The organism is Leisingera sp. M527, assembly GCF_025141525.1.
Classification (GTDB): Bacteria; Pseudomonadota; Alphaproteobacteria; order Rhodobacterales; family Rhodobacteraceae; genus Leisingera.
Genome location: NZ_CP081037.1, coordinates 340,227 through 356,276, shown reverse-complemented (window position 1 = coordinate 356,276; position 16,050 = coordinate 340,227). Strand labels below are relative to the sequence as shown.

Genomic DNA, 16,050 nt, shown 5'->3' with positions numbered 1-16,050 from the left:
CTTACTCCGCCGCAATCAGATGGCGGCCGGTCAGCGCGCGGGTCAGATGCTCGGCATACCAGTTGGAGAACTGAATGACGCCGCTTTCCTGCACCTCGGAATAGGGACCGGGTTCATAGGCGGGTGAATTGATGCCTTGCTGGTTGTCTTCGACCACAATGCGATCCTCGTCATTGGTCGCCATCCAGACCTCGGTCAGGCGCTTGATGTCGTAATCCTGGCCCTCGACCGCATCCTTGTGCACCAGCCATTTGGTGGTGACTTCGGTTTCGGTCGGGCTGATCGGAGTGACACGGAACACAAGGGAATGATCCGGCAGGAAGTGGTTCCAGGTGGTCGGATAGTGGAACTTCAGCAGCGTGCCGGCATCCGCAAAGGGCACCCGGCCCAGCGGCTTGGCCACTGCCGCCTTGCCGTCCATGGTGTAGCTTTCCGCACCTTCGTTCAGCGGCATCCGTGCCAGCCGGTGCTGGCCGCGCGCATCCATGCGGAACTGCGCCGGGCAGCCTGCCGCTTCGATCCGGTCAAAGTGCTTTTGCAGATGCGGCGGGGTCTCGCCGCCCTCAACGCCTGTCACCGACGGATCCTCGGGGAAGGTCCGGCACAGCGACGGGTGGTTGCCGCCGCAGTGGTAGCACTCGCGGTTGTTTTCCCAGACCAGCTTCCAGTTGCCGTTCTCAATGATCGAGCTTTCAAAGGCCACCTTGGCATTGCCCAGATCATGCGGCTCCAGATAGGGGCGGGCCACCTCGGCAAAACCGTCAAAATCCGGTGCTTCATCCGCCAGGCAGATGTAGATCAGCCCGGCCAGGTCGCGGCAATGCACCGGCTTCAGCCCGTGTTTGGAGGCATCGAAATCCGGCCCCATGTCCCGCGCCCACAGCAGTTTGCCGTCCAGCTCGTAGGTCCACTGGTGGTAGGGGCAGACCAGCTTGGGCGAATTGCCCTTTTTGGCCTTGCACACAACCGAACCGCGGTGGCGGCAGGCGTTGTGGAAAGCACGCACTTCGCCATCAGTGCCACGCACGATGATGACGTTATACGACCCCACCTGATGGGTCACATAGTTGCCCGGTTTCGGCACTTCGCAGGCGGGAATGGCAAACAGCCACTCGCGGTAGAAGATCTGCCGCATGTCCAGATCCAGAACACCCGGATCGGTATAGAACGCCTGTTCCAGAGAATAATTTTTCTGCCGCGCCATCAGCTTGGCCAGAATTTCGCTGTCGTGAAGCATCTGCTTCTCTCCTCTGCCGCATCCCCGCGGCGTGTTGGCTTGGGCGCAGGCATAGGCAAAGGGATTGCGGACACGCGCCGCAACCGCCCCGCCGCCGTCCGCGGTTGACGTTTTCATGGCAAGGCTGGTTTCCGGACTGTCCCGGGGCCATTCGGCGGCGGGGCCTGGCACCTTCCCGAAGCCATTGGCTTCAGTGGTCATTGCCATGCCTTGCCCGGGGTCACCGTTGCGGGGGCAGTGCCGGAGTTTCACCAGCTTCCCAATTCTCCGCCCCGAAGGACGGCACCTTGCTATCTGCGGTATTGCCTGAAAAATTTCCCGCCATCGGAAACAAAACCGACCCGCAAAAACCGGAAAAAGACATGCATGTTTGCCGAGCCGGGCGGGACAGGGATGTCCAGAAACTCAAACCGGCATCCGCCAGTCCGTTTGCGGCAAGCGCTTATCTTTCATGCGGTTACCCGCTGCTGATCCACCGAATCGATTCGCACGCAGTGAATCTTGCGCCGGCCCCTTGGAACGCGGCATGCGCTTTATTATATGTCGTATAATTAAATGCATGCACAGGAGAATCCGATGACCACCGGCCACGTCTTCATCGCCACCAGCCTCGACGGCTTCGTGGCCCGCCAAGATCACTCGCTGGATTGGCTGCACAAACAGCCCGATGCCGAAGATGACGATGGCGGCTTTGCCGCCTTCATGGGCAGCATCGACGGGCTGATCATGGGGACCGGCTCATTCCGCACCGTGCTGGGGTTCGGCCAATGGCCCTACAGCAAACCTGTTGTGGTCCTCAGCAGCAGCCTGACCGAACAGGACATTCCCGAGGAGCTGAAGGACAAGGTGCGCCTCAGCACCGCCGCACCCGCAGACCTTATGCAGGAGCTGCAAGAAGAGGGCTGGACCCGCGCCTATGTCGACGGCGGCCGGATGGTGCAGTCCTTCCTGCGCCAGGGTCTGATCGCCGATCTGACCATCACAACGGTTCCGATCCTGATCGGCAGCGGTATCCCGCTGTTCGGCAGCCTGGACCGGGACATCGACCTCCAGGTGGCAAGCTCCCGCATCCTGCCCACCGGCATGGTCCAGACCACGTTCCGGGTAGCCTGACCAATGCCCCCGCGCATGGGCCGCCCGCCCAGGGGCAGCCGGACCCTCAGCAAGGATGACGTGCTGAAAACGGCCCTGCAGCTGCTCGATGAGGGCGGCAGCAAGGCCCTCACCTTCAAAGCACTGGCAGAGGCGCTTGGCGTCACCCCGATGGCCGTTGCCCATCACGCCGGAACCAAGGACGAGATGTTTGCATCCCTCGTCGCCATTGCGTTTGCAGGTTCAGACACCCCGTCTGAAGCGGCAACGCCCAAACTGCGGCTGCGCGATCTGATGACCCGCTATTGCGCCCAGGTGACCAAGCATCCGGAACTTGCAAAGTGCATCCTGGAAAACCCGGCCCTGATCGGCCCCTCCCTGACCGGGCTGACCCGGCTGATCGAGACGGAAATCACCACAGCAGACGTATCTGGCGCAGAGGCCCGCACCATTCTTTGCCTGCTGGTGGATTACACACACGGCTTCGCCTTTGCTGCCGCCGCGGCACCACGCGGGGCGCTTTCGGCTGGCGATTTCACCCCGGCGCTGGACTGGGTGCTCGACCGTATCGAATAAAAAAATGCGGGCCCGTTCGGGCCCGCGCATCCGTTTGCATATTTCAGAGCCGCCCGGCCCGCGGCCCCTCTCGTCACTTCGACTTCCAGCTGTCCAGCCAGCGCCGGAACCGCCCCCTGCGCTCGGCAAGCGCATCGCCCGCGGCATACAGGCTGTCTTCGACATTCTCGACCATCGGGTCGATCCGCGCCCGGCGGAAGCGGCGCCAGCGCACATAGACGGCCCAGAACACCGCCGCCAGAAGCACCAGAACAATGATCGTGAACCAGTTGGTTGGCTTGTCCTCCGGTCCCGCAACCGGGTTGATCGTCACCGCGTTGGGGAAGACCGACAGGAATTCATTGCGCCATCCGTAGTGCATCACCGCCACCCATTCCGGGCTGGCCTTGGTTGAGATGCTGTCATTGGCATCAGTATACAGATTGGCCGTATCGAACTTGAAATAGGGCGGCCAATTCCAGCCGGTATCCTCATTCCGGTACACGATATTGCGGCCATTGGGGCGCACCGCCTGGATGAACTGCACATCGCGGTTGATGAGCTCCGCCGACTGGTCATCCGGCTGCGACCAGAAAACCCTCGTCCAGTCGTTCAGCTCCTGCCGCTCCTCATAGGTATTGACGATGCGCACCACGTCATACTGCGGCAGCGTGTAATGCAGGAAGGCGCCGAACAGCACCCAGATGGTGATCAGGAAAGCCCATTTGATGAAACGCATCTGCTGCACCTCACATGAAGTTAATGACATAGACCAGAAACGCCAGCGCCCCCAGCGGAATGATATAGACCAGCAGGATCAGCTTGCGCCGGAACGAGCGGTCGTATTGTTTCAGCCCCCGCTGGATGAAGGCGGAGCGGTCGCCGGTCAACCCCTTCTCTTTCCAGCGGCGTTTCAGTTTCGCCCGCCGCACCTCACGCGAATAAAGCGACACCGTGCCATAGGCCACGGTCAGCACCACCAGCAGGATCAGGATCAGGCGAAAAAACCCGAACATTCAGCGGTCCCTCACCCGGCTGACCGCGCCCCAGGGGCCGACCCGGTCAACCATCCCCTTGCGCCGCACTCGCGGCAGGCTGGGCGTGCGTCCTTCCATATCTGGCTCATGCCCGAACAGCGCGGCGCGCGCGCCGGCTTTGTCCACCGCATACTCCCGCGCCAGGAACTCTGCCGCATAGGCCCTTTTTGTCTCCGGCCAGCCCCGGTACTGGCGGTAGAATTCTTCTTTGTGGCAGATGAACATCTGGCGGAAGTCATGCGGGCACAGCTCCGCCAGCAGCATATTCACCAAGTCCCGCTGGGCAGTGTCCGACGCCCGCAAGGAATAGAAGTAGGCCGGATGGTCCGAGCGGATCTTCGGCCATTTGCCGCCCACCTCGGCCCAGCGCACCAGCGCCGCAAGCCCCTCGAACTCCGCCGGCAGCTCATCCGCATGCCGCGCCGCCATCCGCCGCAGGTCACCGCGCGACAGGCCAGTGAGGTCCCGGCCCTTCCCGGTCAGCACGCTGACGGCCAGGAACCCCATCTTCTGCCGCAGGATCGCCGCGCCATCGACGCTGCGCGACCGGATCACCGGCTCGGCCAAACCATTCAGTTCCAGAAACTTGGCAATCGCATTGCGCTCGCTCAGATCGAAAACATGTTTCAGCGGCACGCCCTCGGGCTTCGCCCCGCTGGCAATCACCGCCGGATGCGCGACACCCTGAAACACATACAGCCCGCCGAAATGCGCGGTCCAGAAGTTCGACTGCTCAAAGACCTCATGCTCCAGATGCACCGGATTGCGGGTGACATCGCCGGTCTGCTCCGCCGTCGCGATCATCTCCCCGATCAGCGTATCATCAAACCAGGCATCCTCATGCGTCTTGAACCGTTCCACCAGCTGCGCAAGGTGGTCCGCATGGCGCAAGGTGCCCTTGGTGGTATCCGCCTCGATCCGCACCTGCTGGATGTCGAACAGCCTGGCGGGGGTCGAGACCTCAAACACCGAATTCACCAGCTCGCCGGCAACGGCATCGGTCGCCGTCAGCGCAAACAGCTGGCGTTCGTTGACCTCAATAAACCGGCGCAGAATGTCCCGGCTGGTGGAGAATTTCACGTGCAGCAGCGGGCAGCGTTTCTGCTCGGTGCTGAGCAGAATGAACTGCCGGTTCACGCCCGCATGGTTCAGATAGTGATCATCCCCCAGCTCATCGCCGATCTCGGGCGAGAACCCCGAGATATCGACATGGAAATCTGTAAGGGCCGTGGTCTTGCCGGTCAGATGCTTCAGCGCGCGGTTATACCGCTCCACCAGCGCGGGCGAGGCCACATGGAAGAGATTTCCGAACATCAGGCCATGCTGGATGAGGCGTTTCATATGTTCCTCCTGTCCGCATCACGTAAGCGATGCACTCCCTTCCAGAGCAGTTGCGAATATCCCCCGCCCGAGGCGCTTGCGGCTCGGGCAGCGCCCGTCCGCCCCGTCAAACCGAAGGTTTGCCTCCGGCAAAACGGGCGTGCGCTCCGCTTCCGCCCGCGGACAGGCTCTGCCCTCATGTTGCGCGAAACATTCATCGTAGCCCCCTTTGCGAATTTTGCGGGCGTAGCCTTGCGATGGTCATAGCAATCGCAAAAACAGCGGCAGTAAACGGCATCAGAAAGGACATTGAGATCCGTTCCATAAAGATGGCAGCGCTAAGAATGCCAGAAAGGGTAAGTACTCCCTGCCCCATTTCACCAACCTGAAAAGCTGCCACGATTAGAAAAATCACCATTGGAACAAGGAGAACAGGAAGGAATGTCACGGAAAGGGCCTGCTTCACCGGAACCTCTTTCCTTCCAAGCCGACCTCCCATCGCGATCCCGGCAACCACTGAGTAAACCGCAGTGAGGACCGAAACCACAAGGGCAACATATCCGAAAACAATCCCCACAGATCACTTCCCCTCCAGATACCGCCGCTTTGCCTCTTCCTGCCGCCCGAAATCGCGCACCATGTTCTCAATCGCCACCTCATCCGACTTGTCGGCATAGCGGAACTCACTATCGGCGTAGCGGTTGATCTCCTGCACCACCATGTCGACCGTGATCGGCACCCGCAGTTCGGCAATCATTGCGGATTTGGTCTCGTAATCCTTGAACAGGAACAGCTCCGGGTTCTCCATCCATTCATCCGGCAGCTCGAAATCCATCGCCCGGACCTTGACCGCATCAGTGATGTTCTTGATGGCGCGGCCAGTGAAGCGTTCGTCCGCCGCTTGGATCGCCTTCAGATAGGTGCCGAGCTTGGCCAGATCATCCAGCTCTCCAAGCTGATCCTGCACCCGGCCAAAGACCTCTGCCAGCCCCGGCTCCTGCGGGCGGTTGTAGGCCTCGAAGGACCGCGCGACGGCCTTCCTGATTTCCTGCGCACCGTACAGATCATGCTCCCCCAGCGGGATCGCATGGTTCTTGCCCATCAGCAGCGTCAGAATGTCGATGTAATCCTCCCGCGTCTGCGGCCCGTCGACCAGGAACCGCGCACCCGCCCGCTGGCGCAGCGCGTCGTCCACATTCTCCGGGTAGTTGGAGAACATGCCAAAGGTGCAATTGCCCCGCACCACGGTATTGGCGCCGGCAAAGGCTTCCATGAACACCGCCGTCACCTCCTGCTGGCCGGCGCTGGACTGCCGGTCGCCGCGTTTTCCTGCGATCTGGTCAATGTCGTCGATGGTGCCAAAGCCGATGACACCGGGGTCGATCACGTTCTGGATAAAGCTCTTGGCGTTCTGGCCTGATTTGCCCTGATAGCTGTCGATATTGTCGATGCCAAAGTTCTGGTAACGAAAGGCATAGCCCGCATTCTGGCAATAATCATGCATCAGCCCCGCCATCATCTGGATCAGCGTCGTCTTGCCCGTCCCTGGCTTCCCGTCCCCCATGAAAGTGAAGATGAAGCCGCCCATCTCGGCAAACGGGTTCAGGCGGCGGTCAAAGTCATAGGCCATCAGCATCTTCGACAGCCGCAGGGCCTGATATTTGGCGATATGGTTGCCGACCACCTCATGCGGCTTCTTGAACGCCATGGTGAGGGTGGTGGATTTCGCCTTGGCCGCGGCGTCAAAGCCGCTGATGGTCAGATCATCCGCCTCCACTCGCCAGGCAGCGGACGTGAAGGCTTCCAGCCGGCCTGCATTCTGCGCCCTCAGCGCCGCCTTCTCCAGCAGCTGCTCGGCATAAGCTGCGGTGGCAGCGATCAGATGCGTATCGTCGGGGGCATACAGCGCCAGCTTCTGATCCAGCTCCCACAGCACTCCATGCAGGGCCAGCGGCGCATTATCAGTCAGCAGCTCCTCCGCCTCGCCCACCTCAGCCTGCGCTTCGGACCCGTGCGGCGCCAGCAGAAAGGCCACGGTATTGGCAAAGACATGCGCCGACACCAGCGCCTCCGCCGCCAGCAAATCGGTAAACTCACCTTTGCGGGCCGCGTCCAAAGACCCGGCCAGATTGGCCCGCTTCAATTCACCCAGACCGGACACATCCGCATAAGCCTCCCCCATCGCCAATGAGATCGCCAGGGCCCGGCGCAGGGCGTGCTGCAAGGTCGCCTGCAGCGGCGTGGTCAGCGGATCATCCTCATCCGCGGCCTCGATACGGGCGATCAGATGCACGCCTTCGGGCCGCGCGGTGGAGCGCGTCACCAGCCCCGGCGTGGTCGAGCGGAACCGCCGCCGCGTGCCGATCCCCGCCGAGCGCTCCGGCGCCTTTCTCTCCACGGCCGGCCTGGCAATCCGCGGGGTGTGATCAAATCCCTCCAGCAGCGCCGCCGCAGCGGCGTAATGCTTGCGGATATCCTCTTCCCGCAACTCCATCTGATTGCCTGAAATGCTCATCTCACCCTCTCAATCCGTCTCCTGCGGGCATAATTCACCCCGCTTTTCCTCTTGCCTAAAATATCCCCGCCGGAGGCTCCCGCGCGCTCGGCAGGCACGCAGCTCAATACCGCAGCACCTGCCCTGCCTCGCTCACCACGAACTTCTGCACATCGCCAAACCCCGGCGGGTCCAGCTCTGCCAGCACCTGAAACGGGCGCTGCGGCAGGATAATGGTGCGCTGGGTGCGGGTCGCCCCGGTATCCGCACCACGCCCGCCAAAGGGATCAAGCGCGAATATCTCCCGCTCCACGGTGCCGAACCAGCCAGCGCGCTCTTCACGCACCTCTTCGCTTTCCAGTTCTTCCAGCGTCCAGGCCAGCGCCCAGTCCTGGCCCGCGGGCGCCTCTGCCTCGTCCAGCACTTGGTGCAACGGACCGGACTGCTCGGTATAGGCCGAGGAATACATCGGCCCCACGTGATAGCGACGCAGTTGCTTGGGATGCAGATCGTCGAAATCCTCGTCAAACCCCTTGGCAATGGTCACCAGTTTCAGACCCGCCAGCGCCTGCGCCATCAGATGCGCCTGCACCTCGGGCCAGCGGCGCTCATCCTTGGGCAGCGCCACCTTGCCGCTGTCTTCCAGCTCCATCAGGTAGATCACCGGCAGGTTCACCTGGCTGTCATAGGCGGCCCAATGCAGCAGGAAGCGCCGGCGCCGCTCGCCGATGTTTTCCAGCCATTCGCATTCCGGGTCGTTCTGAGTCCAAAACAGCTGCCCCTTCAGAAGCTCCTGATAATAAAGCCGTTGCGACAGGGCGAATTGCAGCTTTGACGGCACAGTGCGGTCAGCGATGATGGTGCGCACCATGTCGTCCTTCAGCTGTTCTTCGCTGGCCATATTACCCAAATGCCGCTCTGCCTGCTGGGCATCGTTGGCCATGGTCATCAATTCTGCCGCGACCGGAAAGCCGCTGTCGCGCTTGTCCATCGCCAGGCTGCCAAAGAACCGCCCGGTGTCGCGCCCCGCCATCAGGTATTTCATGGAAAGCGCGCGGAAGGTGAAATTGAGCCGCATGAGGTTAGCAGTCAGAACCTTCACATCGGACTTGCTAAGCCGCCCCTCCGCCTGCATCGCTGCCGCCACCCGGGTCAGATGCCGGATGATGGTGTCGAACTTCTTGAAGTAGCGGCGCGAGGCGAAGGTATCGCTGAGGCCTGCGTGATCGTGCGAGGGATCGGTCATGCGCACGCCCTTCTCAGTTCAACAGACGATTTCGCATGCAGGAAACCCGCTAGAATGGAAAACACCCAAAATCCGACGGCGCCGATCCATGTTACCAATTCAGCATGGAGCAATACAAAACCAGTGAAAGACAAGCTGGCGATGGCAAACCAATTCCGTGTAACGAATTGCAACCAGACCTCACGGGACCGCATTGCATCACGTGCTGAAAGGCAGTGTTTCGGCTCTACAATCGGATCAAGTGAAACCGGAAACCTGACTGCAAAAAACAGCAGCATAGGGGTAAGCATCCATATAGCCGCAGCGGCAATCCATGGCTTCTCAGCCAATACACCATAGAAGAAAAGCGCCAATAAAGCGCTTCCTCCGAAAAGCCGTACTAATTTGTTCCAACCCCTTAGCTTCCGGCGCGTGGTGAAGGCAGCAGGAAGCGCATCGCTTGCACGGGTGTAACTGTTCATCCGAATTCCAATCGCTGACCTCTAGGCCAGCCTGCGCTGGCATCAGCCGCAAACGGGATCATAACATCACCCCCCATACAGGTTCTTGTCGTGCTTCTCGACAATTGCCGCAAACCGGCGGGCAAAGCGTTCATCCGCCTTGGCCTTTTTCTCCAGCACGTCGCGGGCAAACACCATGTTGTCCTCATGGCTTTCCAGCATGTCGGCCATCTTCTGGTTGGTCGCGGTGCCGATCGCCGCCATAGCGGTCTGGGCTTCCTTGTCGGTCTGCACGCCGATCTCGTTGATCCGGTGCGCCACATCCTGCTGCTGTGCGGTCTTCAGCGATTTGGTAAGCGCATCATACAACACAACCCGCTGCGCCGTGTCCGTCTGCAGCTTGTTGATCAGCACCATCTGCGTCGCCGCCTGGTTCTGCAAGCTGTCGACCCAGGTCTTGCCCTTCTCGATGTAGCGCTCCAGCGTCTGGGACTTGGCGAGCTTGACCTGCTCGTCCTGCACCATCGCGTTATACTTCGCGTTCAGATCCGCCAGCTCGGTCTCCAGCTTGGTGCGGGCGGCGGCGTCCTGCTCAACCGCGATCTTGTTCTCCAGCGCGATGATCTCCGGGTCCAGCGCCACAATCCCGGCGCGCACCGCTTCCAGCTCCTGCACCGTGAATTCACGATCATCCAGCGTCGCCGTCAGGTTCGCCTGCACCTTCTCACGCTGCTCTTCCAGGGTGGCCAGCTGGCCCTCCAGCAGCTTCACGATCACGTCGGATTTGGCAATCAGGTCCTGCAGCTTGTCGTCGATACTGGCGGTGCGCATCCGTTCCTGGCGCATCGAGTCTGATTTACCGCGGCTGAAAAAACCGACAAAGCTTTCCCAGCCGGTCTTGCCCCGCATCTCGTCAAAATCTTTCGAGAACGCCGCCGTCACATCATCCAGCCCCATGATTAACTCGGCGATGTTGGCATTCATCACGTCGGTGTGGGCGTGCACATCCTCCAGCGTCGCGTTCTCGATGTCGATGCTGGCATCCTCGCCCGCCTCAATCTTGTTGCGCGCGGTCTCAATGCGTGAAGTCAGCGCCCCGATCTTGGCCTGGGACTCCCGGACTTTCTCCTGGCTCTCCGCCACCATCTTCTCAAATTGGGAAACACTCATAGTATCCGTTCCTTCCCCTGAATTACTTGATCTGGATATAGGGATGTAAAGACGATTTACATCCCCGTGGGCGGCACAATTCCACCCGGTTCAAACGCACTGTTGCAGAGGGGTCGCACAAAGAAAAGCCCCGGAGAACACTCCGGGGCCGCTTCGCTGAATTGCGCCGTTTCACATGGTTTGCTGCTTGCCCAGAACCAGAAAAGTCATCATCCCGAAGGGCGGAATGCTTTCTTGCTGCTTGATGCTCAGCCGGTCCTCCTGCAGCACCGTCTCCAGCGCAAAATCCGAATGCCAGCCGATCACATTGGCCAGCGGCGCCGAGAGTTTCTCCAGCGACGCCCGCACCCCTTTGCCGCTTTTGAAGTGGTTCGTGATCACCACCTCGCCGCCGGGTTTCAGAATGCGCGTTATCTCGCGCATCACCTGGTCCGGATCCGGCACCACCGACAGCACATGCATCGCGGCCACGGTGTCAAAGGAATTGTCCGGAAAGTCCAAGCTTCGCGCATCCATCTGGCGCAGCTCCTTGACCTGGTTTAGGCCCAGTTCCTGCACCTTTCTTTGCGCCTTCTTCAGCATGTCATGGCTGAAATCGATGCCAGTCACCTGCAGATGCGGTGCGTAATGCTTCAGCGACAGCCCGGTGCCGACGCCAACCTCCAGCACGCTGCCCTGACGGGTGTTGATATAGCGGGCCGCGCGGCGGCGGCCCGAGCGCGTCACCGCGCCAAAAGTCTTGTCATAGACCGGCGCCCAGCGCGCGTAAGATTCTTCAACTGCCTTGATATCCAATTCGTCCCTCCCCGGACGTCATGGGCTAGTCCTTTGGCTTTGAAACCAGCCCCCAAATCACCATCACTACGTAGCCAAGGCATAGCACAACCAGCACGGTCCATGCATAGGTCAGTAATGCCGCAGCCATGAAGGCAAAGCCGACAAGCAGATACTTAACATTCTCGCGGGAGATTTTAACCGCCTTTGGCGACCAGGTCTGAATGTGGCTGATCATTGCCAATCCGATCACCACCATATGCAGGCAGATCAGCAGCTCCGGCAGCACGACCTTGCCGTCAAAGGCAAAGGCGACAAACATCGGCAGCAATGCCAGCAGCGCGCCGGCAGGCGACGGGATGCCATCGAAATAGCCGCTGCGCCCCTTTGGCGCCTCCTCGGACTTGGTGCTGACATTGAACCGCGCCAGCCGCACCACGCAGCAGACCGAAAACACCAGCACCGAAATCCACCCGGCGCCGCGCACGTCCTGCAAGGCCCAGAAATAGATCACCAGCGGTGTCGCCACGCCGAAGTTCAGAAAATCCGCCAGCGAATCCAGTTCGGCGCCCATCTTGCTTTCGCTGTGCAAGGCGCGGGCAAGCCGCCCATCCAGCCCGTCCAGAATCGCAGCGAGGATGATCATCATCACCGCCAGGGTGTAATTTCCAAACACCGCAAAGCGAATCGCCGTCAGGCCGGCACAGATGGCACCAATGGTCATCATGTTCGGCATCAGCTGGATCAGCGCAAATTCGGATTTCTTTTTTTCCGGGGCGTCATACATGGCGGTGGCTCTTTCTTCCTCGCGGGGCGCACGAGCGTGCGCCGTCTGCAAGAGGGTAACATATAGGCTGGCGATGCCGTGGCGGAACATATGCCCCAAGACCCGCCCCGGCGCAACGTCCGTGCCAGAAGGCCACTTGCCGGAAAACCAAGCCAACACTTTTTTCATTCAGGCGCCCGGCGTCTGCCGGTCTTACTATATGCCGGCGTTAGCCTGACGCGCTGCCATCCGGCTAAGGTCCAGTCTTCTCCAGCAAGTGAATGCTCCTGTATCCCAGCTGCACTTGGCCTTTGGCCTTCAAGCCGTTCAGATGAAGGCCCACAGCTTCTTTGGTCACGCCCAAGATGGCAGCCAGTTCTTCCTGGCTGATTTGCAGCTTTCGCGAGTTCTGCCAAATGGAAATCTGTTGCAGCGTGGTTTTCAGTCTTTGTTCCAGCGAGAGAAAAACCGTATTCTCGTAATTCTTATAAAAATGACCAGCAAGCCCAGCCAGGACAGCTGCAATCGCCTGCCATAGACTTGGATCTGCCTGACCTATTTCCTCGATGTCTTTCCAGTCGACCACCTGCAACCGGGTCTCCGTTACCGTATAGGCCGCATTCGGCCTCTGACCGGACCCAAGGCACCCGATGAAACCAAACCAGTCCCCCGCATCAAGATCGCGGACGATCAGCTCTTTGCCGCCCTCATGTGTCGCCCCGAACCGTACCGCGCCAGTTTCAATAAAGTACAATTCCTGCGCCGAATCTGCGATTTCGTGAACCAAGCCTCCTTTGGGGATGCACCTCCCCCGTGCCTTGCCATGCACCGCTTGCCTGGTTTCGTCAGAGCAATGGTCAAGCCAATTCCGGAAGTTCACATTTTTCATCGGGAAAACAATCCAGATTGTCTTTTCATTCCGGCCCTACACGTAGTCTCCGCAGCATTTGCTACAAGGGAGTCCAAAAGATGAAAATGGTAATCTTCGGCGCGGCTGCGGCCGGATTGCTCGCGGCCGCTACTGCCTCAGCGGTCGAAATTCCGAACCGCCCGGCTCTGACACCCGAAATTGCCGAAGCGGTCGCCAAAGAGGCGCTTGCAGATTGCCGTGCACAAGAGACGGCAGTATCGGTCTCTGTCGTGAATGACCAAGGCCGGCTGCTCTATTTCTTCCGGGGAGAAGGCACTGGTGCAAACACCATTCATACCAGCTTCCGGAAGGCCTATACGGCCGCGTCCCTGAAGGTATCAACATCTGTTCTCAATATGGCACCCCAGGCGGACGGATACAGCCAGCTGGGAAAAATGGAAGACGACATCCTGCTGCTAACCGGAGGTCTGCCGCTGTTCCACGAGGGCACGTTGATCGGCGCAATCGGTCTTTCGGGTGCGCCAGACCCGAACATTGAAGAGGCCTGCGGTGAATCCGCAATCGCAAAGGTTCTGAACAGCAAGAACGGCTGACGGCCCGCTTCCAGACCTGCAACCAGTCTGGCTCAACCCCGCAGATGCCTGACCGGTACACAGGGGGTGCACGCATGGCACCCCCTGCTTTTTCGCTTTCAGCCTGCCTCAGCCGACGACGTTGAACTCCGGCCCATAGGGGTATTTGGTGATATTCTCGTTGCCGTCTTCATGGATGATCAGGATGTCGTGCTCACGGTAGCCGCCGGCACCGGGCTGACCGTCAGCGATGGTCAGCATCGGCTCCATCGAGATCACCATGCCCGGCTCCAGCACCGTATCGATGTCCTCGCGCAGTTCCAGCCCGGCCTCGCGGCCATAGTAGTGGGACAGAACCCCAAAGGAGTGGCCATAGCCGAAGGTGCGGTATTGCAGCAGATCCTGCTCTTCAAAGAAGGCGTTGATCTGATGGGTAATTTCCGCACAGCTTGCACCCGGCTTCAGCAGCGAGATGCCCAGCTCATGCGCCGCCACATTGGCCTCCCAGATCCGCAGCGACTCGGCGTCCACTTCCTTGACGAACATGGTCCGTTCCAGCGCGGTATAATAACCCGAGATCATCGGGAAGGTGTTCAGCGACAGGATATCGCCGCGCTGCAGGGTGCGGCCGGTGACCGGATTATGGGCACCATCGGTGTTGATCCCGGACTGGAACCAGACCCAGCTGTCACGGTATTCGGCATCCGGAAACCGCTTGGCAATCTCCAGCTCCATTGCGTCCCGGCCGGCCATCGCCACATCAATCTCGCGCGCGCCTTCTTTCACGGCATCGCGGATTGCAAAGCCGCCGACGTCAGCGACAGCGGCACCCGCGCGGATCATGTCCAGTTCCGCAGCCGATTTACCCATCCGCTGAACCATGGTGGGGTGGTACAGATCAACCAGGCTGGACGGCTCCAGGAAGCTTTCCAGTTTGGCCTTCTGCATCAGGGTCAGGTGATCGCTTTCAAAACCGACAACCGCGCCCGCACCGCTGACCGACTTGATTGCACGCCAGAAGTTGTCGCGCTGCCAATCGGTATAGGTGATGTTGTCGCAGAACGACCGGCGCCAGGGTTGGCCCGCGTCGATGCCGGCCGAGATGGTCACCGCCTCGGATGCGGTCACCACCATGCCATAAGGGCGGCCAAAGGCGCAGTAGGTGAAGCCCGAATAATACGAGATGTTGTGCATCGAGGTGAAGACAGCGGCAGTTACGCCAGTCTCAGCCATGATCTTGCGCAGGCCGGCAATGCGCGCCTCGTATTCGGAGACGGCAAATTGCAGCGGTGCTTTTTCACCATTGTGAAAACGGTACATTTCAGGACGTGAAGTCATATCAGACCCTTCCTTCTTACAAGAAAGGTCCCGGCGTTCAGGACGGTTTTTGAATGCTGGGGGCGGCATGTATTCCATGCGGCGACGCCATCGCCTGGCCCTTGCGCAGAAGATGCGGCGGAAACGGGATTCTGGCAAGAGGTTTTTTTGGAGGGAGGCGCCCGTAGGGTGGACGAATTCGCCCACCGAGCTGCGGTCAATTCACGATCTGCATCACCAGATCGCTTTCCGGGTCCGCCAGCGGCTCGATCACATTGAAATGATGCTTGCCAAAGGCGATCACGTGATCGGCCTCCCAGGCCTCCACCAGCCAGACCGCCTGATCCAGAAACGCCGGGCGTTCCTCGCCGCCAACCCAGACCGTCACGTCTGCGGGGTAGCGGTCCTGCATGTCCACCGGGCTTTCGGCAATTGCAGCCGCGGAATCCATCTGGAATTTCTGGTTCATCGTGGTGCGCAGCAAGGGGCGCAAATCCGACAGCGGCGAAATCGGTATCACCGTCTTGATCCGAGCACCCACATCTGCCGGCAGCAGCGCGCGATCCAGCATCCGCGCCACCAGATGGCCGCCCGCCGAATGGCCGGCCAGCGCAATCGGCCCCGCAACCTCAGCAGCAATCCGGGTCACCGCCGCCGCAACCTGCCGGGTAATATCAGAAATCCGCACCTCGGGGCACAGATCATACGACGGCATCGCCACCGCCCAGCCATGCGCCATCGCGCCGCGGGCCAGATGCGACCAGGTGCTTTTGTCGAAGGCCAGCCAATAGCCGCCATGGACAAAGACAAACACGCCCTTGGGCGTGCCCTCCGGCAGGAACAGGTCGAAGCGTTGCCGCGCGCCCTCGCCATAGGGAATGTCCAGCCGGGCGCGTTCATGCAGGCTGTTGCGGAAATCCTCTGCCGAGGCCGCCCAGCGCGGCGGGTAGCTGTCCGCATTTTCGATATATGCCCCGTTGGCATAGGCATCATCCAATTCCATGCCCGGTCTCCCCTGTTTTTATTCTTTGCGGCTACCTGACAGTCTGCCACAGCACATGTCAAATTGCCCGTCTGAAAAACTCCAGTCACGCCGCGTGGCGGCGGATTTGATCAAATTCTGGACTCATCGATGATTCTGGACTTATTTAAGCACAGC

At 60.3% G+C, this 16,050-nt stretch carries 17 protein-coding genes and 1 riboswitch; of the genes, 3 read left to right on the top strand and 14 right to left on the bottom strand.

Features of this window, described 5'->3' with window-relative positions; all coding sequences use genetic code 11:
• Window position 1: 1 nt before the first annotated feature.
• Window positions 2–1,237 carry an SRPBCC family protein gene (locus tag K3555_RS01870; protein ID WP_260008473.1) on the bottom strand — a complete coding sequence of 412 codons (1,236 nt, stop codon included), beginning with the start codon at window positions 1,235–1,237 and terminating at the stop codon, window positions 2–4.
• A gap of 104 nt (window positions 1,238–1,341) precedes the next feature.
• A riboswitch (cobalamin riboswitch) is annotated at window positions 1,342–1,542 on the bottom strand.
• A 271-nt stretch (window positions 1,543–1,813) separates the two neighbouring features.
• Here K3555_RS01870 and K3555_RS01865 point away from each other — a divergent pair.
• Together K3555_RS01865 and K3555_RS01860 are read left to right on the top strand one after the other, a co-directional pair.
• A complete protein-coding gene (locus K3555_RS01865; protein WP_260007163.1) occupies window positions 1,814–2,350 on the top strand; it encodes a dihydrofolate reductase family protein in 537 nt (178 codons plus the stop codon).
• Window positions 2,351–2,353: 3 nt separating this feature from the next.
• On the top strand, window positions 2,354–2,905 hold the full coding sequence (locus tag K3555_RS01860; RefSeq protein ID WP_260007161.1) for a TetR/AcrR family transcriptional regulator: 552 nt from the start codon (window positions 2,354–2,356) through the stop codon (window positions 2,903–2,905).
• A gap of 73 nt (window positions 2,906–2,978) precedes the next feature.
• On the opposite strand, the gene K3555_RS01855 is transcribed toward K3555_RS01860, so the two are convergent.
• The 11 genes from K3555_RS01855 to K3555_RS01805 form a co-directional block, all read right to left on the bottom strand.
• Window positions 2,979–3,623 carry a DUF1523 family protein gene (locus K3555_RS01855; RefSeq protein WP_260007159.1) on the bottom strand — a complete coding sequence of 215 codons (645 nt, stop codon included), beginning with the start codon at window positions 3,621–3,623 and terminating at the stop codon, window positions 2,979–2,981.
• A 10-nt stretch (window positions 3,624–3,633) separates the two neighbouring features.
• On the bottom strand, window positions 3,634–3,900 hold the full coding sequence (locus K3555_RS01850) for a hypothetical protein (RefSeq protein WP_129372131.1): 267 nt from the start codon (window positions 3,898–3,900) through the stop codon (window positions 3,634–3,636).
• Complete coding sequence (locus tag K3555_RS01845) at window positions 3,901–5,262, bottom strand: DUF6638 family protein (protein WP_260007158.1); 1,362 nt, start codon at window positions 5,260–5,262, stop codon at window positions 3,901–3,903.
• A gap of 193 nt (window positions 5,263–5,455) precedes the next feature.
• Complete coding sequence (locus K3555_RS01840; protein WP_260007157.1) at window positions 5,456–5,707, bottom strand: hypothetical protein; 252 nt, start codon at window positions 5,705–5,707, stop codon at window positions 5,456–5,458.
• Window positions 5,708–5,821: 114 nt separating this feature from the next.
• The gene (locus K3555_RS01835) at window positions 5,822–7,756 is read right to left on the bottom strand and encodes an ATP-binding protein (RefSeq protein ID WP_260007156.1); all 1,935 of its coding nucleotides are present in this window, start codon (window positions 7,754–7,756) and stop codon (window positions 5,822–5,824) included.
• A gap of 103 nt (window positions 7,757–7,859) precedes the next feature.
• Window positions 7,860–8,981, bottom strand: a complete 1,122-nt coding sequence (locus K3555_RS01830) for a hypothetical protein (protein WP_260007154.1) — start codon at window positions 8,979–8,981, stop codon at window positions 7,860–7,862.
• On the bottom strand, window positions 8,978–9,442 hold the full coding sequence (locus K3555_RS01825; RefSeq protein ID WP_260007153.1) for a hypothetical protein: 465 nt from the start codon (window positions 9,440–9,442) through the stop codon (window positions 8,978–8,980). The genes K3555_RS01830 and K3555_RS01825 overlap by 4 nt, the downstream gene beginning before the upstream one ends.
• A 66-nt stretch (window positions 9,443–9,508) precedes the next feature.
• Entirely contained in the window at window positions 9,509–10,591 is a 1,083-nt protein-coding gene (locus K3555_RS01820; RefSeq protein WP_260007152.1) for a hypothetical protein, read from the bottom strand.
• A 171-nt stretch (window positions 10,592–10,762) separates the two neighbouring features.
• Window positions 10,763–11,386 carry a class I SAM-dependent methyltransferase gene (locus K3555_RS01815; protein WP_259989505.1) on the bottom strand — a complete coding sequence of 208 codons (624 nt, stop codon included), beginning with the start codon at window positions 11,384–11,386 and terminating at the stop codon, window positions 10,763–10,765.
• Between the two features lie 25 nt (window positions 11,387–11,411).
• Window positions 11,412–12,152, bottom strand: coding sequence for a phosphatidylcholine/phosphatidylserine synthase (locus K3555_RS01810; RefSeq protein WP_259992539.1), 741 nt, complete (start codon window positions 12,150–12,152; stop codon window positions 11,412–11,414).
• Between the two features lie 232 nt (window positions 12,153–12,384).
• A complete protein-coding gene (locus K3555_RS01805; RefSeq protein WP_259995059.1) occupies window positions 12,385–13,020 on the bottom strand; it encodes a Crp/Fnr family transcriptional regulator in 636 nt (211 codons plus the stop codon).
• Window positions 13,021–13,037: 17 nt separating this feature from the next.
• Between K3555_RS01805 and K3555_RS01800 the strand changes: the two genes are divergently transcribed.
• Window positions 13,038–13,595 (top strand): heme-binding protein, encoded by a 558-nt coding sequence (locus tag K3555_RS01800; protein WP_260007151.1) that lies wholly within the window; start codon window positions 13,038–13,040, stop codon window positions 13,593–13,595.
• Window positions 13,596–13,703: 108 nt separating this feature from the next.
• Here the strand turns inward: K3555_RS01800 and K3555_RS01795 are convergent, their stop codons facing one another.
• A complete protein-coding gene (locus tag K3555_RS01795) occupies window positions 13,704–14,912 on the bottom strand; it encodes an aminopeptidase P family protein (RefSeq protein ID WP_129372141.1) in 1,209 nt (402 codons plus the stop codon).
• Between the two features lie 196 nt (window positions 14,913–15,108).
• Window positions 15,109–15,894 carry an alpha/beta hydrolase gene (locus tag K3555_RS01790; protein ID WP_260007150.1) on the bottom strand — a complete coding sequence of 262 codons (786 nt, stop codon included), beginning with the start codon at window positions 15,892–15,894 and terminating at the stop codon, window positions 15,109–15,111.
• Between the last annotated feature and the right edge of the window lie 156 nt (window positions 15,895–16,050).